We start from the raw sequence: 22,533 nt of genomic DNA, 5'->3' as shown, positions 1-22,533 counted from the left end.
TCAGGCGCTCGCGCGTCGCGCGCGGTACGCGGCCACGGCGTTGCGATTGGTGCAGGTCGTCGAGCAGTAGCGCTTCGAGCGGTTGCGCGAGAGGTCGAGGGCGAGCGCTTCGCACGTGTCGTCGGCGCAGATCGAGATGCGCGATCCTTCGTCTGCGCGGATGACGTCGATCAGCGCCATGGCGGTCTCGATCAGCACGCGTTCGGCGAGCGGGCGTTCGTCGGCGACGGCGTGCAGGTGCCAGTCCATGCCCTCGTGGCGCACGAGCCGGGGCGCGAGGTGCACTTCGGCGAGGGCGGCGTTGACGTGCTCGGCCATGTCGTCGCGGGGTGCGAGCAGCATCGTGCGCAGACGCGGGCGCAGGTCCCGCAGGGAGGTGAGCTCAGCCTCGTCGCGGTCGAGTCGGCCCGAATAGGGGAAGTCCACGAGGAAGGCCTCGTAGTCGGCGAGCGTCTCGAGGGTCTCGGGATCCTCGGCCGAGTTCACCAGCCAGACGGCCGAGCGCAGGGCCTCTTCTGTGTCATCGGTGAAGTTCATGTTGACACCTTACATTGCGCGCGAGTAGCGTCACCTGTCATGAGCAAGGTTGCAAATGACACCGCGATGCAGGGTGTGCGCTTCGGTCTGCCGCTGGCGATCGGCGCGGCCTTCGCGTTCGGGATGTCGGGTGCCTGGGCTCGAGGCCTCATCGATGCGGGGTGGACGCCGGGCGCCGCCGTGACCGTCCGCGTCTGGGTCGCGGCGCTCGTGCTGCTCGTGCCGACGATTTTGTCGCTGCGGGGTCGATGGGGCGTGCTCAAGAAGAATGCCGGCATGGTCGCCGCCTACGGCCTGCTCGCCGTGACCGCCACGCAGCTCTGCTACTTCCAGGCCGTCGCCGTGATGGACGTCGGCCTCGCTCTGCTCATCGAGTACACGGCGCCGATCGCCGTCATCCTGTGGCTGTGGCTCCGCCGGGGTGAACGGCCGAGTCGTCGCAGCGTGATCGGCGCCGCCATCGCGTTCGTCGGCCTCGTGCTGATGCTCGACATCATCACCGGCGCCGAGGTCAACGTCGCCGGCATCCTCTGGGCGCTCGCCGCGATGGTGGGGGCCGCGACGTACTTCCTGCTGTCGGCCAAGGCTGACACAGGGCTGCCGCCGATCGCGCTCGCCGGGGGTGGGCTGCTGCTCGGCGCGGTCGCTCTCACGGTCGCCGGGCTCGTCGGCATCCTGCCCATCGCCTGGACGACCGACGACATCACCTACCGCTTCGGCACCGTGCCGTGGTTCGTGCCGGTGCTCGCGATCGGCCTGATCGCGACGGCTCTCGCGTACGTGCTGGGCATCGCCTCGACCCGGATGCTGGGCTCGCGTCTCGCCTCGTTCGTCGCGCTGTCCGAAGTCGTCGCCGCGCTGCTCTTCGGCTGGCTGCTGCTCGGACAGCTGCCCGACCTCCTGCAGGCCCTCGGCGGAGCCCTCGTGCTGGTCGGCGTCGTCGTGGTGAAGCTCGGCGAGCCGCGTCCCGCCGAGTTCGTCGAGCCGATACCGGATGCCGTGGAGCTGGCTCAGCGGTAGCTCAATGTATACGTGAGGCAGTCGGAAGTCGTTCCAACGACCGAACTCCAGTATTTATGTATACACTGAGGGCATGAGCTCCGTCGCTGATCGCATGACCGCGAGCGATCGAGCGCACGCGGCGCTGCTGGACGAGATCCAATCCGGCGCCCTCCCCGCCGGCTCCGTGCTGGGCGAGGTCGAACAGGCCGCCCGCCTCGGCATCAGCCGCACCCCGATGCGCGAGGCGCTGCGACGCCTGGCGGCCGACGGCCTCGTCGTGCAGCAGTCGCCCCGCGTCACGGTGGTGGCAGACCTGGATGCCGATGACATCCGGGCCCTGTTCGAGATCCGCCGCGCGCTCGAGGAGACCTCCGCGCGTCTCGCCGCCCAGCGAGGGGACGCCGCCCTCTTCACCGCGCTCGCCGACGAGTTCGCCCACGTCGATCTCGCCGCCGTCGAAGGGCGTGACGCCTATTACGCCCTCATCGCCCGCTTCGACGCGGCTCTCGACCAGGCCGTCGACAACGACTACATCGCCTCGGCGCTGCGCACCGTGCGCACGCACCTCGTGCGGGTGCGCCGCATGGCCCGCGACAAGCCCGACCGCCTCGCCGCCTCCGCCGCCGAGCACCGCACGATCGCCGCAGCGCTCGGCGCCAGAGACGGCGACCTCGCCGCCCACGCCACGCACGTGCACCTGCACAACGCGCTCACCGGCATCCTCGACTCCCTGACAGCCAACCCCGAAGGTGTGAAATGACCGTCACCCACCACGTCCGCGTCCACCGCAGCGACGAGAACCTCGCCCGAGAAGACCAGCTCGCCTGGAAGATCGCCGAGGTCGCCGCCGACCCCGTCGAGGTCGAGCCGGATGTCACCGACATGATCATCAACCGCATCATCGACAACGCGTCGGTCGCGGCGGCATCCCTCACCCGCGGCCCCATCAACGCCGCCCGCGCCCAGGCATTCAGCCACCCCGTCTCGACCGGCGGCATCGGCGCGACGGTCTTCGGCGCGGCGCTCGACCACCGCACCAGCCCCGAGTGGGCGGCCTGGGCCAACGGCGTGGCCGTGCGCGAGCTCGACTACCACGACACGTTCCTCGCGGCCGAGTACTCGCACCCGGGCGACAACATCCCGCCGATCCTCGCCGTCGCCCAGCACGTGCAGGCCGACGGTCGCGCGCTGCTGCGCGGCATCGCCACCGGCTACGAGATCCAGATGGACCTCGTGCGTGCGATCTGCCTGCACAAGCACAAGATCGACCACGTCGCCCACCTCGGCCCGTCGGCCGCCGCCGGCATCGGCACCCTGCTCGGCCTCGACGTCGAGACGATCTACCAGGCAGTCGGTCAGGGCCTGCACACCACCACCGCCACCCGTCAGAGCCGCAAGGGCGAGATCTCGACCTGGAAGGCGCATGCCCCGGCGTTCGCCGGCAAGCTCGCGGTCGAGGCCGTCGACCGGGCCATGCGCGGCCAGACCAGCCCCGCACCGATCTATGAAGGTGAAGACGGCGTGATCGCGTGGATGCTCGACGGCAAGGACGCCGCCTACGAGGTGCCGCTGCCCGCCGCGGGCGAGGCGAAGCGCGCGATCCTCGACTCGTACACGAAGGAGCACTCGGCCGAGTATCAGGCGCAGGCGTGGATCGACCTCGCCCGCAAGCTCGGCACCGAGAACCCGGCGCTGCGCGACCCCGCGAACATCGAGGCCATCGTGCTGCACACCAGCCACCACACGCACTACGTGATCGGCTCGGGCGCGAACGACCCGCAGAAGTACGACCCCACCGCATCGCGTGAGACGCTCGACCACTCGATCCCGTACATCTTCGCGGTCGCGCTGCAGGACGGCGGCTGGCACCACGTCGACTCGTACACCCCCGAGCGCGCGGGCCGCGAAGACACCGTCGCGCTGTGGCACAAGATCACCACCGCCGAGGATGCCGAGTGGACGCGTCGCTACCACTCTGAGGACCCCGATGTGAAGGCGTTCGGCGGTCGCGTCGAGTTCCGCCTGAGCGACGGCACGACCGTCGTCGACGAGATCGCCGTCGCCGACGCGCATCCGCTCGGCGCCCGTCCGTTCGCCCGCGAGAACTACATCGCGAAGTTCCGTCTGCTGGCCGAGCCCGTGCTGGAGCCTGCCGAGATCGAGCGGTTCCTCGAGCTCGTGCAGCGCCTGCCCGAGCTCACGGCCGCCGAGGTCGGCGAGCTGTCGATCATCGCGAGGCCCGGTCTTCTCAAGGGTGCCGACGCCCCGAAGGGCCTGTTCTGATGCTGTACTCCCACGTCACCCCGGCCGAGAAGCGCCGCCTGTTCCGCGAGCGGCTCGCGAGCGGTGAGCTGCTGCGGTTCCCCGGCGCCTTCAACCCGCTGAGCGCACGGCTGATCGAGCAGAAGGGCTTCGACGGGGTCTACATCTCGGGTGCGGTGCTCTCTGCCGACCTCGGCGTGCCCGACATCGGCCTCACCACGCTGACCGAGGTCGCCGGCCGCGCGAAGCAGATCGCGCGGATGACCGACATCCCCGCGATCGTCGATGCTGACACGGGCTTCGGTGAGCCGATGAACGTCGCCCGCACCATCCAGGAACTCGAGGATGCGGGCCTCGCCGGCACGCACATCGAGGACCAGATCAACCCGAAGCGCTGCGGGCACCTCGACGGCAAGAGCGTCGTCGATGAACGCACCGCGATCCGTCGCATCCGTGCGGCCGCAGATGCACGCCGCGATCCGAACTTCCTCATCATGGCCCGCACCGACATCCGTGCGGTCGAGGGACTCGATTCGGCGATCGATCGCGCCAAGGCGCTGGTGGATGCCGGGGCCGATGCCGTCTTCCCCGAGGCGATGCGCACGCTCGCGGAGTTCGAGGCGATGGCGGAGGCGCTCGACGTGCCGATCCTCGCCAACATGACCGAGTTCGGCAAGAGCGACCTGTTCTCGGTCGACCAGCTGCGCGACGCCGGCGTGAACATGGTCATCTGGCCGGTGTCGCTGCTGCGCATCGCGATGGGCGCGGCGGGGCGTGCGCTCGATACGCTGAACGAGGAGGGGCACCTCACCTCGAAGCTCGGTGAGATGCAGCACCGTGCCGATCTCTACGACCTGATCGACTACGAGTCCTACACCCAGTTCGACTCGGGCGTCGCAGGCTTCACCGTCACGAAGGAGTGAGCATGACCGAGCCGGACATCAAGAAGGGCCTCGCGGGGGTCGTCGTCGACACGACAGCGATCTCGAAGGTCAACCCCGAGACGAACAGCCTGCTCTACCGCGGGTATCCCGTGCAGGAGCTGGCGGCGACCCAGCCGTTCGAGGCGGTCGCCTACCTGCTGTGGCACGGCGAGCTGCCGACGTTCGAAGAGCTGGCGGCCTTCCGGGCGCAGGAGCGCCCGCACCGCGCCCTGACCGACAACGTCAAGGCGGCGATCGACCTGATCCCGCTCGAGGCGCACCCGATGGACGAGGTGCGCACGGCCGTGAGCCTGATCGGCGCCTCCGACACGAACGCCGGAGGATCGGTGCTGGATGCCGGCGGCAGCCCCGAGGAGAACCTCGAGCGCAGCATCCGCCTGTTCGCCGCTCTTCCGGCGATCGTCGCCTACGGCCAGCGTCGCCGTCGCGGCGAGGAGCCGATCGCGCCGCGCGACGACCTCGACTACTCGGCGAACTTCCTCTGGATGACATTCGGCGAAGAGCCCGACCCGGTCGTCGTCGACGCGTTCAACCGCTCGATGATCCTGTATGCCGAGCACTCGTTCAACGCCTCGACGTTCACGGCCCGCGTGATCACCTCGACCCTCAGTGACCTGTACTCGGCCGTGGTCGGAGCGATCGGCGCGCTCAAGGGGCCGCTGCACGGAGGCGCGAACGAGGCGGTGCTGCACATCTTCGACGAGATCGGAGAGGCCTCGAACGTGGTGCCATGGCTCGATAAGGCGCTGGCGGAGAAGCGCAAGATCATGGGCTTCGGCCACCGCGTCTACAAGAGCGGCGACTCGCGCGTGCCCACCATGAAGGCGGCACTCGACACGCTCGTCGAGCACTACGACAAGGCAGAGGTGGCAGAGCTCTACGACGCGCTCGAGTCGGAGTTCGTCGCGCGCAAGGGCATCTACCCGAACCTCGACTATCCGTCGGGCCCGGCGTACAACCTGATCGGCTTCGACACCCTCACCTTCACGCCGCTGTTCGTCGCGGCACGGGTGACCGGCTGGACGGCCCACGTGATCGAGCAGGCCGGCGCCAACGCGCTGATCCGCCCGCTGTCGTTCTACGACGGTGTCGACGAGCGGCACATCGAGAGCTGACCGCTCACCGCAGACGCAGAGATGCCCGGGTCCGCGAAGGACTCGGGCATCTCTGTGTCAGGGGATCAGGCCAGCTCGATCACCGACCACGACAGCGGCGGCAGCGTCGCGCGTACCGCGCCGTCGACGACCTCGGCGCCCGCCAGCGGCACCATGTGCACGGCATCCTGCGTGGTCTCGAGGTTCGCGGTGTGGCGGTCGCCGCCCTCGGGAATCGTCAGCGTCTCGGCGTTCACGACACGCAGGCCGGTGAGGCCGCGGAGCTCCACCGTCAGGTCGCTCTCCTCGTCGAGCGAGCGGTTGGCGACGAAGACGACGACGCGTCCGGTCTCCTCATCCCAGGTGGCCGCCGCGTCGACCGCGTCGACCCCGCCGTAGCGCTTGGTCTCGATCTGCGGCGCCGACACCGCGAGGCGCAGGATGCGGCCCTTCGCGAGACGGGCCATGCGCTCGAACGGCCAGAAGCTCGTCTGACGCCAGGCCGGACCGTTCTCCTCCGAGCGGATCGGCGCGATCACGTTCACGAGCTGCGCCTGGTTGGCGATCTTCACGCGGTCGCCGTGACGCAGCAGGCTGTTGAGCAGCGTGCCCACGACGACGGCATCCGTCACGTTGTAGGTGTCCTCGATCAGACGCGGATGCTTCTTCCACCCGGCCTTCGCGATCTCGACCGACTCGACGTCGTTGAACTGCACCTGGTCCCACACGTTCCACTCGTCGAACGAGATGTCGACCTGCTTCGTGTGCTTTCCCGCCGCCTTCACCGCGTCGATCGTCGCGATCACGCCGTCGATGAAGGCGTCCATGTCGACCGACTCCGCGAGGAACGACTCGGCGTCGCCGTCGTGCTCCTGGTAGTACGCGTGCATCGAGATGAAGTCGACCTCGTCGTAGGCGTGGGTCAGAACCGTGTTCTCCCAGGTGCCGAACGTCGGCATCGACCGGCCGGACGAGCCGACCGCGACGAGCTCGATGGTCGGATCGACGAGCTTCATGGCCTTGGCAGACTCCTGGGCCAGGCGTCCGTACTCGGTCGCGGTCTTGCCGCCGATCTGCCACGGTCCGTCCAGCTCATTGCCCAGGCACCACAGCTTGATGTCGAACGGCTTCTCGGCGCCGTTCTTGCGACGGAGATCCGACCAGTAGGTGCCGCTCGGGTGGTTCGCGTACTCGACGAGCGACCGGGCCTCCTCGACGCCGCGGGTGCCGAGGTTGATGGCCTCCATGACCTCGACGTCGGCCTCCTTCGCCCAGTCCATGAACTCGTGCAGACCGAACGCGTTGGTCTCGATCGTGTGCCAGGCGCCGTCGATGCGCACGGGGCGGTCCTCGACGGGGCCGACCCCGTCTTCCCAGCGGTAGCCCGAGACGAAGTTGCCCCCGGGGTAGCGGACCACGGTCGGACCCATCTCCTTCACCAGGGCGAGCACGTCCTGACGGAAGCCGCGCTCGTCGGCCTGCGGGTGCCCCGGTTCGTAGATGCCGGTGTACACGCAGCGCCCCATGTGCTCGACGAACGACCCGAAGAGCCTCCGGGGGACGTCGGCGATGGTGAAGTCGCGATCGATGGTGATGCGGGCCTGAGACATTGCTCTCCTAGATTCTGGCTCTCGAGCCGGGTGGGGGACTACTGACCGCCGAAGCCGCTGGTCGCGACTCCCTTGACGATCTGCTTCTGGAAGATGATGAACACGATGATCAGCGGCAGCGCCGCGAGCACGGCCTGTGCCATCACCTGGGCGTACTGCACGCCGTAGGCGCTGATGACCGTCTGAAGCCCGACCGGCAGCGTCATCAGGGTGGTGTCGTTGATGACGAGGAACGGCCAGAGGAAGTTGTTCCAGGCGCCGATGAACACGAAGATCGCGACGGATGCCAGGATCGGCCGCGAGAGCGGCAGCACGATCGACCAGAAGATGCGGAGGCGACTGGCGCCGTCGACGCGCGCCGCGTCTTCGAGCTCGATCGGGATCGCGTCGAAGAACCGCTTCAGAATGAACACCATCGCGGGTGCCACGACCTGCGGCAGGATCAGACCCCAGTAGGTGTCGATCATGTTGAACGCGAGCATCTCGTAGAACAGCGGGATGATGAGCACCTGCGGCGGCACCACGATCGAGGCGATGATGACCACGAACAGCCACTTGCGGCCGGCGAAGTCGAGTCGCGAGAACGCGTAGGCGGCCAAGGCCGAGATGGTCAGCGTGATCAGTGTGACGGCGATCGACGTCCACAGGCTGTTGAACGCCCAGGTGTAGACGTTGCCCTGCGACAGGATCGCGGTGAAGGCCTCGATCGTCGGCCCGGTGGCGCCGATCCACGACGGGTCGCCGCTGGCGGCATCCGTCTCGGTCTTGAACGCGGTCGCGACCGCCCAGAGGAACGGCAGCAGCCAGCCGACGGCGAGGATGATCAGCACGACGAGAGCGCTGATGCGGAGTGCGCCGAACGGCTTCTGGCCAGGGAGGTGCGAGCGACGGGCCCGCGCGGGCTTGGCGGTGGTGATGGTCTCGGTGAGAGTGGCGGTGGACATCACAGCTGCGACTCCTTCCGGCGGCGCGAGATCAAGGCCTGCGCGACGCCGATGATGACGATGAGAGCGAAGAACACATAGGAGATCGCGGCCGAGTAGCCGAATCGGTAGCTGACGAAGCCTGCCTCGTAGATGTACTGGACGATCGAGCGGGTGGTGTCGCTCGCGACTCCGCCGAGCATCTGGTACGCCTGATCGAACAGCTTGAGTGAGGCGAGGATCTGCAGGATCAGGATCAGGACGGTGGCGGGGCCGAGCTGCGGGAGCGTGATCGACCAGAACTGCCGCCACGGGCCCGCGCCGTCGAGGGACGCCGCTTCGTACTGCTGCGGCGGGATGTTCTGCATCGCCGCGAGGTAGAGCAGGAAGTTGAATCCGACCGTCCACCAGACGGTGGCGATCACGATCGACAGCATGTTCGTGTCGGGGTTCTGCAGCCAGGCGAGCGGCTCGAGACCGAAGGCCTTCAGGATGTTGTTGGCCGCGCCGATCTGCGGGTTGAAGATCCAGACCCAGATCTGCGAGATCACGGTCGAGGCGAGCAGATACGGCATGAAGAACGACAGGCGCCAGAGCCACTGGCCGGGGATCCCGCGATCGACGAGTGCGGCCATGATCAGCGCGATCACGACGAGCGGGACCGTCGAGAGAAGCGTGAACCAGACCGTGTTGCCCATCGATCGCCACATGACCGGGTCGGCCAGGGCCTCGGCGTAGTTCGCGAAGCCGACGAAGGCGCCGCCGGCGCCGGTGAGCGACTGGTCGGTGAAGCTGAGGATGATGCCGTGCACGATCGGCCAGGCGAGGAAGAGCACGAAGGCGACGAGGAACGGGGCGAGGAACGCCCAGCTGATGAGCTGCTCGCGGTTGCGGGAGCCGGCGCGACGGATCGGCAGCGCGGCCTTGGAGCCGGTGACGATGGTGCGGGTGGAGTCGGTTGCCGTGGTCATGATGCGAACTTCCCCTCTGGGTCAGCCGGGTTCGGCTGGCTGAGGAGCGTGTTCACGCGCGCCTCGAACCGGTCGATCGCGGCGGCGGGGTCATCGCCCGAGAGCAGGACGCCCTGTACGGCGGCGCCGAACTCGCCCTGGAAGTTCGATCCCGATCCGGTGAACCACGCGGTCGGGTCGTAGACGACGTGCTGAGCGGCCTCGGCGTAGTTGGCCTGCGGGATCAGATCGTCGTACTCGGGGGATTCGGTGACGGGAAGGAAGGCGGGGATGTGCCCGGCCTCTGCCCAGCCGAACGAGCCCTTCAGCATGTCGGCGACGAACCGGTAGGTCAGATCCCGCTTCTTCTCGTCGGCGTTCGTCTGATGAGGCAGCACGAACGAGTGCGAGTCGGCGTAGACCGCCGGCGTGCCGTAGAGGGTGGGGATCATGGTCGCGTCGAACGGGATCCCGGCGTTCTGCATGGTGCGCAGCTCCCAGACGCCGGTGAACAGCATGCCGCTCTTGCCGGTCGCGAACTCGGCGACGGCGCTGCCGTAGTCGGCCTGCGCGAGAGCGATCTCACCGTCGAGCAGGGTGCGCATGAGCGAGAGCGACTCGACCGCGGCATCCTTGTCGATCACGGCCTTGCCCCCGGGCGGGAGCTCCATCGCGCCGCCGTGCTGCGAGTAGAAGGTGTAGAAGAGGCGCCACATCTGGGCGCCGTCACCGAGGTAGCCGTACGAGAGCGCGTGTCCGCTGGCCTTGCCGCCGATCGTGCGCAGCTGGTCGACGAACTCGTCGGGGGAGGAGGTCTCGATCAGGTGACCGTCGCTGTCGAGCACGCCGGCGGCATCGCAGATGTCGGTGTTGAACATCGCGACGAACGGATGCGCGTCGAGCGCGATGCTGTACATGTTCTCGCCGACGAAGCCCTTCTCCCAGATGGGCTTCGGGAACTTCGTGCTGTCGACGCCGAGCGAGGCGAGTCGGTCGAGGTCCCACGTGTCGAGCAGGCCGCCGGGGGCCCAGCCGACGGTGCGGGTCGCGTGCATGATCGCGACGTCGGGGGCGCGGCCTCCGGCACCGGCCATCGCGAGCTTCGTGTAGTACGGGGTGCCCCAGGCGAGGACGGTCGGACGGATGCGGTACGCGCTCTGCGCCGAGTTGGCGGTGTCGAGCAGTTGCGACATCGTGACGCCGTCGCCGCCCGAGAGCAGATGCCAGAACTGGAGGGTCGTCGTGTTCGAACCGGGGACGGTGCCGGGGGCGCAGCCGGCGAGCAGGGCTGCCGCGGCGGTGACCGATGCTGCGGTCAGGAACTGCCGTCTGGACATATCGAGCGGGGGCGTCATCGTCACTCCTTCGTGACTGCGGGCGGGATCGAGGTACATCATTACATCGATGTAATCGCGGGCGCAAGAGAGAAACCGGAAGGAGAGGACGCGGGGGCGCGGAGGACGCGGGGATGCCGTGCGCGACAGGGCGCGTCAGGGGCGGTAGCCGCGCGGGGTGCCCTGAGTGCTGTCGCGCTCGAGCAGGTGGTGCGAGAGGGTGAGCGCCCGGGGCGGCGAGCTGCGGTCGTCCATGCGTGACTCGAGCAGGCCCAGCGCCGCATCGGCGAATGCCCGACGATCGAAGGCGATCGTCGTGAGCGACGGCGACGTGTACCGCGAGAACTCGACGTCGTCGAAGCCCGTCACGATCACGTCGCCCGGCACGCTCACGCCGTGGTCGTGCAGGGCGTGCAGGGCGCCGAGCGCCAGGGAATCGGTGAAGGCGACGATCGCATCGAAGGCCACGCCCCGCCGGAACAGCGTCTCGACGCCATCCGCTCCGCCCGTCATCGACCAGGGCATCGGGTTGATCTCGAGAGAGGTGTCGCGGGGGATGCCGGCCTCGCGGAGCGCGTCGTGCACGCCCTCGAGCCTCAGGCGGCTGGTCGCGGTCGCGACCGAGCTGTCGTCATCCGCGCCGATCACCGCGATGCGCGTGGCACCGCGCGAGAGCACGTGACGGGTGACATCGGCCGCCGCTCGACGGCTGTCGATGCGCACATGGTCGGCCCTGTTCTGCTCGACCTCGCCGAGCACGACGAGCGGCGGCAGGCGGTCGGCGTACTTCAGCACGCTGTCTTCGAGGCGGATGGGGTTGAGGATCAGACCGTCGACGAGGTGGGCGCGGGCCCGAGAGACGAGCTCCTTCTCGCGGTCGGGGTCGGTCGCGGTCTCCTCGATCTGCACCGCGAGCCCTCGCTCGTGGGCCGCGTCGACCAGACGGTGCATGAGTTCGGCGGAGAAGGCGGTGGCGAGGTCGGGGAGTGCCACCGCGATGATGCCGGATCGGCCCTTGCGCAGGCCTCGCGCGCTGAGGTTGGGCACGAAGTCGAGCTGCGCCATCGCCGCCTCGACCCTGACGCGGGTCTCCTCGCGCACGGCGACGGTGCCGGTGACGACGTTCGAGACGGTCTTGGGCGAGACGCCCGCGAGCGCGGCGACGTCTTTCATCGTCGCGCGGGGCGGCATCATCGCTGTCATCCGGTCAGCCTATCCATGAGGACCGTCGTCGACGGCAGTACATCGATGTAGGCGGTGCGGCTCTGACTAACATGGCGCCATGACCATCGAACGCAACTGGGCAGGCAACCTCACCTATCGCGCATCCGCGGTCGAGCATCCGTCGTCGATCGAGGAGCTGCAGTCACTGCTCGCGCGCGGCGGGTCCGTGCGGTTCCTCGGCTCCCGGCACTGCTTCAACGACATCGCCGACACCGACGGGGTGCTCATCGCCCTCGACCGGCTGCCGGTCGTCTTCGAGCTCAATGACGCCCGCGACGCCGTGCGGGTTTCGGGCGGGCTGCGCTACGGCGACATCGCGCCACGCCTCGGGGCGGAGGGGCTTGCTCTCGCGAACCTCGCCTCGCTGCCGCACATCTCCATCGCCGGAGCCGTGGCCACGGGCACGCACGGGTCGGGCGACGCGACCGGGTCGCTGGCGACCGCGGTGCGTGCGCTGACCATCATCACCCCGTCCGGTGAGACCCGGACGCTCTCTCGCGGTGACGAGGACTTCGACGGCGCGGTCGTGAGCCTCGGGGCGCTCGGCGCCGTGGTCGAGGTCACGCTCGACGTCGAGCCGACCTACGACGTCGCGCAGCATGTGTTCGAGCATCCGTCGTGGGATGCGATCCTCGCCGACTTCGACGAGGTGACGGGCATCGGCACGAGCGTCAGCATCTTCTCGACCTGGACGCGCACCGACATCGCCGACCAGATCTGGGTCAAGCAGCGCCACCCCGAGGCGCACGAGCTCGTCCGCGACGACCTCTTCGAGCGGCTCGGTGCGGAGCCGGCGACGAGCAAACGGCATCCGATCCTCGGCGTCGATCCCGTCGCCTGCACCGAGCAGCTCGGCGAGCCGGGGCCGTGGTTCGAGCGCCTCGCGCACTTCAAGCTCGAGTTCACCCCGTCGGCCGGCGCCGAGATCCAGAGCGAGTACCTGGTACCCCGCGCAGACGCGGTCGCCGCGATCCAAGCGGTTCGCACGCTCGCCGGCCAGATCGCCCCGCTGCTGCTCGTGAACGAGATCCGCACGGTCGCCCCCGACTACCTCTGGCTGAGCTCGTCGCAGGGGACGGATGCCGTCGGCATCCACTTCACGTGGAAGCCCGACGAGGCGGCGGTGCGCGCGTTCCTGCCGACGCTCGAGGCGCTTCTGCCGGCGACTGCCCGCCCGCACTGGGGCAAGGTCTTCACCCTCGACCCGGCGGAGGTGCGTTCGCGCTACCAGCGGTGGGACGACTTCGCCGCGCTCGCCGCCCGATTCGACCCCGAGCGCCGGCTCGTGAACCCGTATCTGGAGCGCCTCGGGCTGTAGAGCATCCATTGCACCATCACGGTTGTTCTCGGTAACATTCTCCGAGGTTCGGCCGACGGAGGTGCGCATGGTGAACGTCGGCTCCGACAAGCCCAACATCCGCCAGGTCGCGACCATCGCCGGTGTGTCGCACATGACCGTGTCGCGTGTGCTCAACGATCACCCGAACATCAAACCCGACACCCGGCGCCGGGTGCTCGAGGCCATCGAAGAGCTCGACTACCGGCCCAATCTCGTGGCCAGGGCGTTGGCGACCCAGCGCACCCGTCGCATCGGCGTCATCGTCGAGAGCGCGGTGGCGCACGGCCCGACCAGCATCCTGCGCGCGGTCGAGCTGTCGGCGCGTGCCGCGGGGTACTCGGTCACCCCGATCGCGCTGCACGAGGGTGATGCGCTCTCTCCGCAGGAGGCGGTCGACAACCTCGTCACTCAGGGGGTCGACGCGCTCTGCGTGATCGCCCCTCGATCGTCGTCCGTCGCGGCTCTTCGTCGCATCGCCATCACGGTGCCGATGCTCGTCGTCAAGGCGGACGCCGACCCGACCTTCCTCACGGTGTCGATCGATCAGCACGCGGGCACGACGCTCGTCGTCGACCACCTCGTCGCGCTCGGGCACCGGGACATCCTGCATCTCTCCGGCCCGCTGGACTGGCTCGACGCGAGGGCGAGAGAGCGCGCCTTCCACTCGAGGGCTAAGTCGTGGGGCATCCGAGAACGGCCGATCGTCGTCGGCGACTGGTCGGCGGACTTCGCCTACGACTTCGCGAAGGGTCTCACGCGGCTCCCGGACTACACCGCGATCTTCGCGGCCAACGACGATATGGCCATCGGGCTGATCCACGGCCTGCACGACCGGGGCTTCGAGGTGCCGACCGATCTCAGCGTGGTCGGATTCGACGACATCCCCCTCGCGCGCCATTTCATCCCGCCCCTCACGACGGTGCGGCAGGACTTCGGTGCTCTGGGGGTCTCGGTCGTCGAGATGCTGCGCGCGGCGATCGAGGGGCGCGACATCCCCACGCTCACCCGCATCCCGACCGAACTCGTGGCGCGCGCCTCGTCGGCGGCGCCCCGGGAGGTGCCATGACACCCGCCCGTGCTCCCGAGCCGGTCGTGCGACTCGAGGGCATCACGGTCGAGTTCCCGGGGGTGCGTGCGCTCGACGACGTCGACTTCCGGCTGTTCGCCGGCGAGGTGCACGCCGTCATGGGCGAGAACGCGGCGGGCAAGTCGACCCTCGTCGGGGTCATCACCGGCACGCACACCCCGGAGGCCGGCACGGTCTTCGTCGACGGCGAGCCACGACGCTTCGCCGGAGTGGCCGACAGCCGAGCCGCCGGAATCGCCACGGTGTTCCAGGAGGCGCAGCTGAGTCCGAACCTCAGCGTCGCCGAGAACGTGATGCTCGGACGCGAGCGTCGAGGACGATTCGGCATCGATTGGAGACGCACGAGAGCGGATGCCGCCGAGGCGCTGGGGCGGCTGGGACTCGATGACCTCGATCCCAAGACGCCGCTGTCGATGCTCACGCCCGCGCAGAAGCAGCTCGTGGCTCTCGCCCGCGCGGTCGTCGACGAGCCGCGGGTCCTGGTGCTGGACGAACCCACGTCGAGCCTGGACGTGGCCGAGGTCGCGACGCTGATGCGCGTCATCCGGGGCCTTCGACAGCGCGGGGTGGCGATCCTGTTCATCTCGCACTTCCTCGAGCAGGCCTTCGCGATCAGCGACCGCATGACGGTGCTGCGGGGCGGCAGCCGGGTCGGCGAGTACGCCACCCGCGACCTGGACCGCGCCGACCTGATCTCGAAGATGCTCGGCAAGGACATCGAGAGCCTCAGGGCTCTCGGTTCGGAGCGCAAGGCGCACCACTACTCGTCCGACGGTCAACCTGCGCTGCAGGCATCGGACCTCGGCCGCCGGGGTGAGCTCGAGCAGATGGACATCGAGATCCAGCGGGGCGAGATCGTGGGCCTCGCCGGGCTCCGAGGCTCCGGGCGCACCGAGGTCGCCTCGCTCCTGAGCGGAACAGTCCGCGCCGACAGCGGTGTGCTGTGGGTCGACGGCGAGCAGGTGCAGTTGCGCAGCCCGTCGGTCGCGCTGCGGCATCGGATCGCGCTGTCGGCGGAGAATCGCGGCACGCAGGGCATCATCGGCGAGCTGACGGCGAGAGAGAACATGATCCTCTCGCTGCAGGCGTTGCGCGGGTGGTCGCGCCCGCTCGCGCAGGCCGAGGCGTCGGCGCTCGTCGAGACCTACGTCGAGGCGCTGCATCTGGACCCGGCGGATCTCGATCGGCCGGTCGAGCTGCTGTCCGGAGGCACCCAGCAGAAGATCCTGCTCGCTCGAGCGCTGGCCGTGCGCCCGCATGTGCTGATCCTCGACGAGCCCACGCGCGGCATCGACATCGCCGCGAAGCTCGACGTCCAGCGGCGCATCAGCCAGCTGGCCGGCGACGGCGTCGCGGTGGTCTTCATCTCGTCAGAGCTCGAAGAGGTGGTGCGGCTGAGCGACCGCATCATCGTGCTCAAGGATCGCGAGAAGATCGGCGAGCTCAGCAACGGGCCCGGCGTCACGGTCGACACCGTTGTCGAGATGATCGCGGCTGAGCTGAGCCACAGCGCCGAACTGTGATCGGTAACAAGATCGATCGGCACTGATCGCACTGACTTTCTCGATATCTCTTGTGTTCCAGAAAATGTTCCCGGTAACATCACCGCAGGACACGCGATGCAGGTGTCCTGCAATCACGACAGGACCATGACGGTTCGACCATTGCCGGAGTGACTCCCGGCGTCTCAAAGAGGAGAAGAAATGTCCGCGAAGAAGCGCATCCGCATCGCGTTCGGTCTGGCAGCAGTCGGCGCACTCACCATCGGCCTGGCGGCCTGTTCGACCGGCGACTCCGGCGGCGACGGAGGCGGCTCGGACGAGCTCACCACCGTCGGCTTCGTCGCCGTCGGCCCCGAGGGCGCATGGCGCGAGGCCAACGAGCAGAACATCCAGGACACCTTCACGGAGGATGCCGGATACGACCTCAAGTACGCACCCGCGACCAACCTCGACCAGAAGTCGCAGATCGACGCGTTCACGTCGTTCGTCGACGAAGGCGTCGACGTCATCCTGCTGTCGGCCACCGAGGCCTCCGGCTGGGAGGACTCGCTCAAGCGGGCGCAGGAGGCGGAGATCCCCGTCATCCTGCTCGACCGTGGCATCGAGCCCGATGACGACAGCCTGTACGTGACCCGCATCGCGCCCGACAACGTCGAGGTCGCCAAGGAAGTCGGCACGTGGGCCGCCGCCACGTTCCCCGATGGCGGCAACTATGTCGTGCTCGAGGGACCGGCGGGAGTCGGCGTCGTGAACGAGCGCAACACCGGGTTCGACGAGGGCCTCGGCGACTCGTCGCTCACGAAGCTCGACGCGCAGACGGCCAACTGGTCGGCAGAAGAGGGCAAGAGCGTCTTCGAGACCATGCTCAAGGCCTCGGGCAACGACATCCAGCTGGTGTTCGCGCAGAACGACGAGATGGGTCTCGGCGCAGCGCAGGCTGCCGAGGAGGCGGGCCTGGTCGTGGGCGAGGACGTCAAGATCGCCACGATCGACGGCACCAAGAACGCCATGCAGGCGCTCGCCGACGGTCAGCTCAGCTACGTGCACGAGTACAACCCGCTGTTCGGCGAGACCGCTCTCGAGGTCGTCGAGAAGGCGCTCGCCGGCGAAGACGTCGAGTCGTACATCGTCGTCCCGAGCGAAGCGTTCGACTCCGCCGAGGCGGCGCAGGCCGTGCTGGCCGACCGCAAGTACTGACCGAGCACCGACGCCGACGCCGGAGTGATCCGGCAGCGAGCCCGGGTGGCGCAGACCCTGTGCCACCCGGGCTCTCCCGGACGGAGAGACAGACATGAACGAAGAACTGCCCATCGTCGAGATGCGGGGGATCTCGATCGAGTTCCCCGGGGTGAAAGCCCTCGACGGAGTCGACTTCCGACTCTTCCCGGGCGAGGTGCATGCGCTCATGGGCGAGAACGGCGCCGGCAAATCGACCCTCATCAAGGCGCTGACCGGCGTCTATCCGATCGACTCCGGATCGATCGTCGTCACGGGAGCCGAGCGCAGCTTCGGCGGCGCCGGCGACGCGCAGGATGCCGGGATCTCGACCGTGTACCAGGAGGTCAACCTCGCCCCCAACCTCTCGATCGGCGAGAACGTGATGCTCGGTCATGAGACGCGAGGTGTGTTCGGGATCAACTGGACGGCCACGCATCGTGCCGCGACCGAAGCCCTCGACCGACTCGGGCTCGGCGGCCTCGACACGCGCAAGCCGCTGTCGACCCTGTCGATCGCGGTGCAGCAGCTCGTCGCCATCAGCCGAGCGATGGCGATCAAGGCCAAGGTCCTCATCCTCGACGAGCCGACCTCCAGTCTCGACGCCGCCGAGGTCGAGGGGCTCTTCACCGTCATCCGGTCTCTGCGCGACCAGGGGGTCGCGATCCTCTTCGTCTCGCACTTCCTCGACCAGGTCTACGCGATCAGCGACCGCCTCACGGTGCTGCGCAACGGGAGATACGAAGGCGAGTACCTCACGCGCGACCTCGATCGCCACGCGCTGATCTCGACCATGATCGGCAAGGATCTCGACGCGCTGAAGTCTCTGGGCGGAAACCGCCGTCGCGCGCCGCGTGACGCCGACGAGAAGCCGCTGCTCTCGGCATCCGGCATCGCCAGGCGCGGCGCGGTCGAGCCGACAGACCTCGACATCCGTCCGGGAGAGGTGGTCGGATTCGCCGGCCTGCTCGGTTCCGGACGCACCGAGCTCGCCCGACTGCTGTACGGCGCCGATCGCCCCGACGAGGGAGAACTCGAGCTTCACGGCCGCCCGGTCGAGCTGCGCTCTCCCGCTGACGCGCTTCCCCGCCGGATCGCCTTCTCGACCGAGAATCGACGCGACGAAGGCATCGTGTCAGACCTGACCGTGCGCGAGAACATCATCCTCGCGGTGCAGGCCGAACGCGGCTGGGCGCGGCCGATGAGCCGCAAGGAGCAGGATGCGATCGTCGACCGTTACATCGCGCAGTTCAACGTCAGGCCGGCCGACCCCGATCGGATGATCAAGAACCTCTCCGGCGGCAATCAGCAGAAGGTGCTGCTCGGGCGCTGGCTCGCCACGCAGCCCGAGCTGCTGATCCTCGACGAGCCGACCCGCGGCATCGACGTGGGTGCGAAGGCCGAGATCCAGGAGGCGGTGGCCGAGCTCGCGGAGGACGGCGTCGCCGTCGTGTTCATCTCCTCCGAGCTCGAAGAAGTCGTGCGTCTCTCCGAGCGGATCGTCGTGCTGAAGGACCACCGCAAGATCGGCGAGATCCAGAACGGCCCCGATGTCACCGCCCAGGTGATCGTCGATGTGATCGCCGCGCACGGAGTCGAGGCCGCTGCCGAGACGCTCGACGACACCGACGGCGCCGTGCCCGATAGCATCGCCCCCACGACCGACAAGGAGGCAGCGCGATGACCGCGTCAGCCGGCACCGCCATCTGGCGGGATCTGATCCACAAGCCGTTCTTCTGGGGCATCGTCGCGATCCTCGCGCTGCTCGCCCTGAACGTGATCAAGGACCCGACCTATCTCGCGCTCTCGATCAACCCCAACAACGGGAACCTCGTCGGCAACCTCATCGACATCCTGCGCCAGGCGGCGCCGATCATGATGATCGCCATCGGGATGTCGCTCGTCATCGCCACCGGCGGCATCGATCTCTCGGTCGGATCCCTGATGGCCGTCGCCGGGGCCGTGTCGATGGAGTTCCTCAGCGCCGCGGGCGACTCCTTCGGTGCGGCGCTCGCCGCGGTCGGACTCGCGCTGGTCATCACCGGCATCCTCGGGGCGGTCAACGGCCTGCTCGTCGCCTACGTCGGGCTGCAGCCTTTCATCGCCACGCTGGTGCTCATGCTCGCCGGGCGAGGAATCGCCAAGGTGATCACGGGCGGCCAGAACACGACGGCATCGAACGACGCGTTCCGCTGGATCGCCAACGGCTTCGTCATCGGCGTCCCCGTGGTGTTCATCCTCGCCGTCCTCATCGTGATCGCCGTCGGGTGGGTCGTCAGGCGCAGCGCGCTGGGACTCATGATCGAGGCCATCGGCATCAACCCTCGGGCCAGCCGCATGGCGGGGATCAAACCGAAGGGGCTGCTGCTCACCGCGTACATCATGAGCGGCATCCTCGCCGGCATCGCGGGCGTCATGTCGGTCGGCAGCGTCATGACCGTCGACATCTCCCGCACCGGATACCAGCTCGAGCTCGATGCCATCCTCGCGGTCGTGATCGGCGGTGCCTCGTTGGCGGGCGGAAAGTTCTCGCTCAGCGGCGCGTTCGTCGGAGCGCTGCTCATCGCCACCCTCGACAAGACCGTGCTGTATCTCGGCGTCTCGTCGTCGGCGACCCCCGCCTTCAAGGCCATCGTGATCGTCATCCTGTGCCTGCTGCAGTCGCAGCGGGTGCGCAGCTGGTTCCGTCGGCGCCGGAGGGCGCGACCTGTCGAACAGATCATCGTCAAGGAAGAGGTGTCCGCATGAGCGTCCTGACCGCCACGCCGGCTCCTCAGGCGACCGAGAGCGTCGTCGACCGCCTGCGACGCATGATCACGGCGAATCCATCGGTGCTGCCGACCATCGCCTCTGTCGTCATCTTCGTCGGCATGGTGGTCTTCGGCGAGGTCGCCTACGGTCGCATCCTGCAGTTCAGCACCGTCTCGAACCTGCTCATCAACAACGCGCACCTCATCGTGCTCGCCGTCGCGCTGACGTTCGTGATCCTCACCGGAGGCATCGACCTCTCGGTGGGCTCGATCATCGCGGTCTCGTCAGTGGCCGGAGTCATGCTCTCGAACGCCGGCTGGAACGCCTTCGCCGTGGTCATCGCGATGATCGGCATCGGCGTGCTCTTCGGCATCGTGTCGGGTGTGCTGATCCGGTACTTCAACGTGCAGCCCTTCATCGCGACACTGGCGATGATGTTCCTCGGGCGGGGGCTCGCCTCGCTGCTCAGCACCAAGCCCGAGCGGCTCGGCGAGGACTCGCCCATCCGCTGGATCGGCACGCAGCTGAAGATCATCGACGGCCCCAAGGTCAACGACCTCGTGATCACCCCTGCGGTGCTCGTCGCGGTCATCGTCGTGGTCGCTGCGTTCTTCGTGCTGCATCGCACCCGCACCGGGCGGACCGTCTATGCGATCGGCGGATCCGAGAACTCCGCGCTGCTGATGGGTCTGCCGGTGCACCGCACGAAGGTGCTCGTCTACGTGATCAGCGGCGGCCTCGCAGGTCTCGCCGCCGTGCTGTACACCGCACGGCTCGGCACCGCGCAGAACATCACCGGCATCGGATGGGAGCTCGACGCGATCGCCGCAGCGGTGATCGGCGGCACTGTGCTGACCGGTGCGTACGGCTATGTGCTCGGGTCGGTCGTCGGGGCGCTGGTGCTCGGGCTCATGAACGTGCTCATCACCCGCGACGGCGGCATCCCGCCCGAGATGACCACGATCATCACCGGCGGCATCCTGCTCGTGTTCGTGCTGCTGCAGCGGGCGGTGACCCGAAAACGGGAGTAGCCCGATTCGCATCATCTGAATGGCCCCATCTCGTATAGAGGTGGGGCCATTCGCGTGCCGGGGAGGGTCTGCAACCTCGCTTTGCTTATCGGAATACAACACATGAGAAGCATTATGGGCCTCATATGAGGACACTAGTGTGAGGGCAGGTGATCTTTCGGGGGAACGTGCGCCAACCAATCCATGTGGACTACGAAGGTATGCAGGGCATGGCCAGGACGCTGAACGGCCTTGCTGTCGGCGGATCGGCGAGTGCCTTGGATCTCTCGCCGATGAGGAGCGATCTCGTGACGTCGGCGGCATCGATGTTCTCGCGCGGCTGGGGCGACGCCGTCACTGCGCTCGAATGGGCCGCACGTGGTCTCGCAGGCGCCGTCGACGAGACCGCCTCCGACTTCGTCGCTGCCGAGCAGGCTCACATCGATGTGCTCGCCGCCTACGTCGCCGCGTTGGACGACTGATGCCGTCCAACTGGACGTGGTCTGATCCGGGCGCGGGCGATGTCGGATCATGCGGGCTCGCTGCTCGATGGGCCGAACTGCGGGCCTCCGATCTGTCCGACGCGCGCGCCGCGGTGACCACGATCCTGCGGGATCTCGATGCGTCGTGGTCAGGCGAGAGCGCCGACGCCTTCCGCGGGCGGGCGGCTGGTCTGAGGCGAGACCTCGAGGAGTCCGCCGAGGCGATGGATGCAGCCCGCCGAGCCGTCACCCAATACGGCGACGCTGTCGCCGAGATCGCGGCGCGGGCCGAGCCGCTGAAACAGGACCTCGCGGCGGCGCAGCTGATCCTCGACATGGTGAGTGAAGGCGGGCCCTTGGTCCCGACGACCCGTTCGTGTCGACGTTGATGAGGAGCGATCACATCGAAAGCGTGCGGGAGCAGGTGCTGGCCGACTTGCGAAGTGGAACTCTCACCAGCGCAGAGGAGGATTCCTACGACCGCTCGATCAGCAACAACCCGTCGGTGCTCGTCAACGATGGCGTGAATCTCGCGACCAGCGCCATGTCGGGTCCCCTGGCGGATTTCCATCTCGACGGGCAGAATCTGCCAGAGTCGTTCCTCGGATCGTATTCGCTCGAGGTGTTCGCTGGCGATCCCCGCCCGGATGGAGGGGTAGAGGTGACGTACGTGATGAACAATGACACGACCACGGACTCCGCCACCCGCATCCCGGGCACCGGAGGAGGCCATCTTCCGATCGTTCACCCCTCGATGCTCGCCGCGGAAGTCGACAGCGGCGAGTGGGCGCCGCAGCACCAGACGATCGTGTGGACAGAGACGGTGTATCCATGATCGGCCTCGTGCGTCGGCAGGCGCGAATCGCCATGCCACTCGGAGTCGCCGTTGTCGCTCTCGCGCTCATCGGATGCGCACCGCAACTCTCCTCGCCGATCGGATTATGGCGGGCAGCGGGTGATGACGAAGGAACTCTTGTCATCAATGCTGACGGTACTTTCGCGGCGGACCATGTCTCGTACGATCTGGTTCACGATCGCGACTCGGAGAACGACTTCAGTGCGGAGGGTACCTGGCGGCTGGTGCGGGGTGGTGCCGAGATCAAACTGCACGTCGTCGAGGCGGAACGTGCGGGCTTCGACGTCGGGCCAGCCAGCTTCTCCGTCGGCTTCGTGAACGGAGTGATCCGCTTCACCGATCCGGACGAGACCGTCGGCATCGAGTTCCGTATCGAGGATTCAGCCGAATGACGATGGAACTGTCGTCCGA

The 22,533-nt window shown here is 67.9% G+C and carries 22 protein-coding genes; 16 read left to right on the top strand and 6 right to left on the bottom strand.

All coding sequences use genetic code 11. From position 1 onward, the window contains the following. Positions 1-537, bottom strand: a complete 537-nt coding sequence (locus OD997_RS10600) for a CGNR zinc finger domain-containing protein (RefSeq protein ID WP_434331533.1) — start codon at positions 535-537, stop codon at positions 1-3. 39 nt (positions 538-576) lie between these two features. Here OD997_RS10600 and OD997_RS10595 point away from each other — a divergent pair, with 39 nt between their 5' ends. From OD997_RS10595 to OD997_RS10575, 5 genes are all read left to right on the top strand, one after another. Next, positions 577-1,557 carry an EamA family transporter gene (locus OD997_RS10595; protein WP_434331532.1) on the top strand — a complete coding sequence of 327 codons (981 nt, stop codon included), beginning with the start codon at positions 577-579 and terminating at the stop codon, positions 1,555-1,557. 94 nt (positions 1,558-1,651) lie between these two features. Continuing rightward, positions 1,652-2,299 carry a GntR family transcriptional regulator gene (locus tag OD997_RS10590; protein ID WP_434332373.1) on the top strand — a complete coding sequence of 216 codons (648 nt, stop codon included), beginning with the start codon at positions 1,652-1,654 and terminating at the stop codon, positions 2,297-2,299. Beyond that, a complete protein-coding gene (locus tag OD997_RS10585; RefSeq protein WP_434331531.1) occupies positions 2,296-3,822 on the top strand; it encodes an MmgE/PrpD family protein in 1,527 nt (508 codons plus the stop codon). Before OD997_RS10590 ends, OD997_RS10585 begins: the two co-directional genes overlap by 4 nt. Beyond that, positions 3,822-4,724, top strand: coding sequence for a methylisocitrate lyase (gene prpB, locus OD997_RS10580; RefSeq protein WP_434331530.1), 903 nt, complete (start codon positions 3,822-3,824; stop codon positions 4,722-4,724). Before OD997_RS10585 ends, prpB begins: the two co-directional genes overlap by 1 nt. A gap of 2 nt (positions 4,725-4,726) precedes the next feature. Next, complete coding sequence (locus tag OD997_RS10575) at positions 4,727-5,860, top strand: bifunctional 2-methylcitrate synthase/citrate synthase (protein WP_434331529.1); 1,134 nt, start codon at positions 4,727-4,729, stop codon at positions 5,858-5,860. Between the two features lie 65 nt (positions 5,861-5,925). On the opposite strand, the gene OD997_RS10570 is transcribed toward OD997_RS10575, so the two are convergent. The 5 genes from OD997_RS10570 to OD997_RS10550 all read right to left on the bottom strand — a co-directional run bounded on the left by OD997_RS10570 (position 5,926) and on the right by OD997_RS10550 (position 11,859). Continuing rightward, a complete protein-coding gene (locus tag OD997_RS10570) occupies positions 5,926-7,449 on the bottom strand; it encodes an alpha-N-arabinofuranosidase (protein ID WP_056512541.1) in 1,524 nt (507 codons plus the stop codon). Positions 7,450-7,487: 38 nt separating this feature from the next. Continuing rightward, positions 7,488-8,393 carry a carbohydrate ABC transporter permease gene (locus OD997_RS10565; RefSeq protein ID WP_434331528.1) on the bottom strand — a complete coding sequence of 302 codons (906 nt, stop codon included), beginning with the start codon at positions 8,391-8,393 and terminating at the stop codon, positions 7,488-7,490. Then, a complete protein-coding gene (locus tag OD997_RS10560) occupies positions 8,393-9,343 on the bottom strand; it encodes a carbohydrate ABC transporter permease (protein WP_434331527.1) in 951 nt (316 codons plus the stop codon). The genes OD997_RS10565 and OD997_RS10560 overlap by 1 nt, the downstream gene beginning before the upstream one ends. Then, on the bottom strand, positions 9,340-10,677 hold the full coding sequence (locus OD997_RS10555) for an extracellular solute-binding protein (protein ID WP_434331526.1): 1,338 nt from the start codon (positions 10,675-10,677) through the stop codon (positions 9,340-9,342). Before OD997_RS10555 ends, OD997_RS10560 begins: the two co-directional genes overlap by 4 nt. Before the next feature lie 135 nt (positions 10,678-10,812). Continuing rightward, positions 10,813-11,859 carry a LacI family DNA-binding transcriptional regulator gene (locus OD997_RS10550; protein WP_434331525.1) on the bottom strand — a complete coding sequence of 349 codons (1,047 nt, stop codon included), beginning with the start codon at positions 11,857-11,859 and terminating at the stop codon, positions 10,813-10,815. Between the two features lie 79 nt (positions 11,860-11,938). On the opposite strand from OD997_RS10550, the gene OD997_RS10545 reads away from it, so the two are divergent. The 11 genes from OD997_RS10545 to OD997_RS10495 all read left to right on the top strand — a co-directional run bounded on the left by OD997_RS10545 (position 11,939) and on the right by OD997_RS10495 (position 22,514). After that, entirely contained in the window at positions 11,939-13,198 is a 1,260-nt protein-coding gene (locus OD997_RS10545; protein ID WP_434331524.1) for a D-arabinono-1,4-lactone oxidase, read from the top strand. A gap of 67 nt (positions 13,199-13,265) precedes the next feature. Beyond that, positions 13,266-14,285, top strand: coding sequence for a LacI family DNA-binding transcriptional regulator (locus tag OD997_RS10540; protein ID WP_434331523.1), 1,020 nt, complete (start codon positions 13,266-13,268; stop codon positions 14,283-14,285). Further along, entirely contained in the window at positions 14,282-15,829 is a 1,548-nt protein-coding gene (locus OD997_RS10535) for a sugar ABC transporter ATP-binding protein (protein WP_434331522.1), read from the top strand. The genes OD997_RS10540 and OD997_RS10535 overlap by 4 nt, the downstream gene beginning before the upstream one ends. A 180-nt stretch (positions 15,830-16,009) precedes the next feature. Then, positions 16,010-17,005 (top strand): substrate-binding domain-containing protein, encoded by a 996-nt coding sequence (locus tag OD997_RS10530; RefSeq protein ID WP_434331521.1) that lies wholly within the window; start codon positions 16,010-16,012, stop codon positions 17,003-17,005. A gap of 94 nt (positions 17,006-17,099) precedes the next feature. Beyond that, the gene (locus OD997_RS10525) at positions 17,100-18,707 is read left to right on the top strand and encodes a sugar ABC transporter ATP-binding protein (protein ID WP_434331520.1); all 1,608 of its coding nucleotides are present in this window, start codon (positions 17,100-17,102) and stop codon (positions 18,705-18,707) included. Further along, positions 18,704-19,771 carry an ABC transporter permease gene (locus tag OD997_RS10520; RefSeq protein WP_434331519.1) on the top strand — a complete coding sequence of 356 codons (1,068 nt, stop codon included), beginning with the start codon at positions 18,704-18,706 and terminating at the stop codon, positions 19,769-19,771. Before OD997_RS10525 ends, OD997_RS10520 begins: the two co-directional genes overlap by 4 nt. Continuing rightward, positions 19,768-20,805: an ABC transporter permease gene (locus OD997_RS10515; protein ID WP_434331518.1), complete on the top strand. Its 1,038-nt coding sequence runs from the start codon at positions 19,768-19,770 to the stop codon at positions 20,803-20,805. Before OD997_RS10520 ends, OD997_RS10515 begins: the two co-directional genes overlap by 4 nt. A gap of 209 nt (positions 20,806-21,014) precedes the next feature. Continuing rightward, the gene (locus tag OD997_RS10510) at positions 21,015-21,266 is read left to right on the top strand and encodes a hypothetical protein (protein ID WP_434331517.1); all 252 of its coding nucleotides are present in this window, start codon (positions 21,015-21,017) and stop codon (positions 21,264-21,266) included. After that, complete coding sequence (locus OD997_RS10505) at positions 21,266-21,655, top strand: WXG100 family type VII secretion target (RefSeq protein ID WP_434331516.1); 390 nt, start codon at positions 21,266-21,268, stop codon at positions 21,653-21,655. The genes OD997_RS10510 and OD997_RS10505 overlap by 1 nt, the downstream gene beginning before the upstream one ends. Before the next feature lie 23 nt (positions 21,656-21,678). Then, entirely contained in the window at positions 21,679-22,101 is a 423-nt protein-coding gene (locus tag OD997_RS10500; protein WP_434331515.1) for a hypothetical protein, read from the top strand. After that, positions 22,098-22,514 carry a hypothetical protein gene (locus tag OD997_RS10495; RefSeq protein ID WP_434331514.1) on the top strand — a complete coding sequence of 139 codons (417 nt, stop codon included), beginning with the start codon at positions 22,098-22,100 and terminating at the stop codon, positions 22,512-22,514. The genes OD997_RS10500 and OD997_RS10495 overlap by 4 nt, the downstream gene beginning before the upstream one ends. The last annotated feature ends 19 nt before the right edge of the window (positions 22,515-22,533 follow it).

This window comes from Microbacterium sp. CGR1, from assembly GCF_051062835.1.
Classification (GTDB): Bacteria; Actinomycetota; Actinomycetes; order Actinomycetales; family Microbacteriaceae; genus Microbacterium.
Note: the sequence above shows the minus strand (reverse complement) of the source record. Positions and strands in the feature narration are given on the sequence as shown.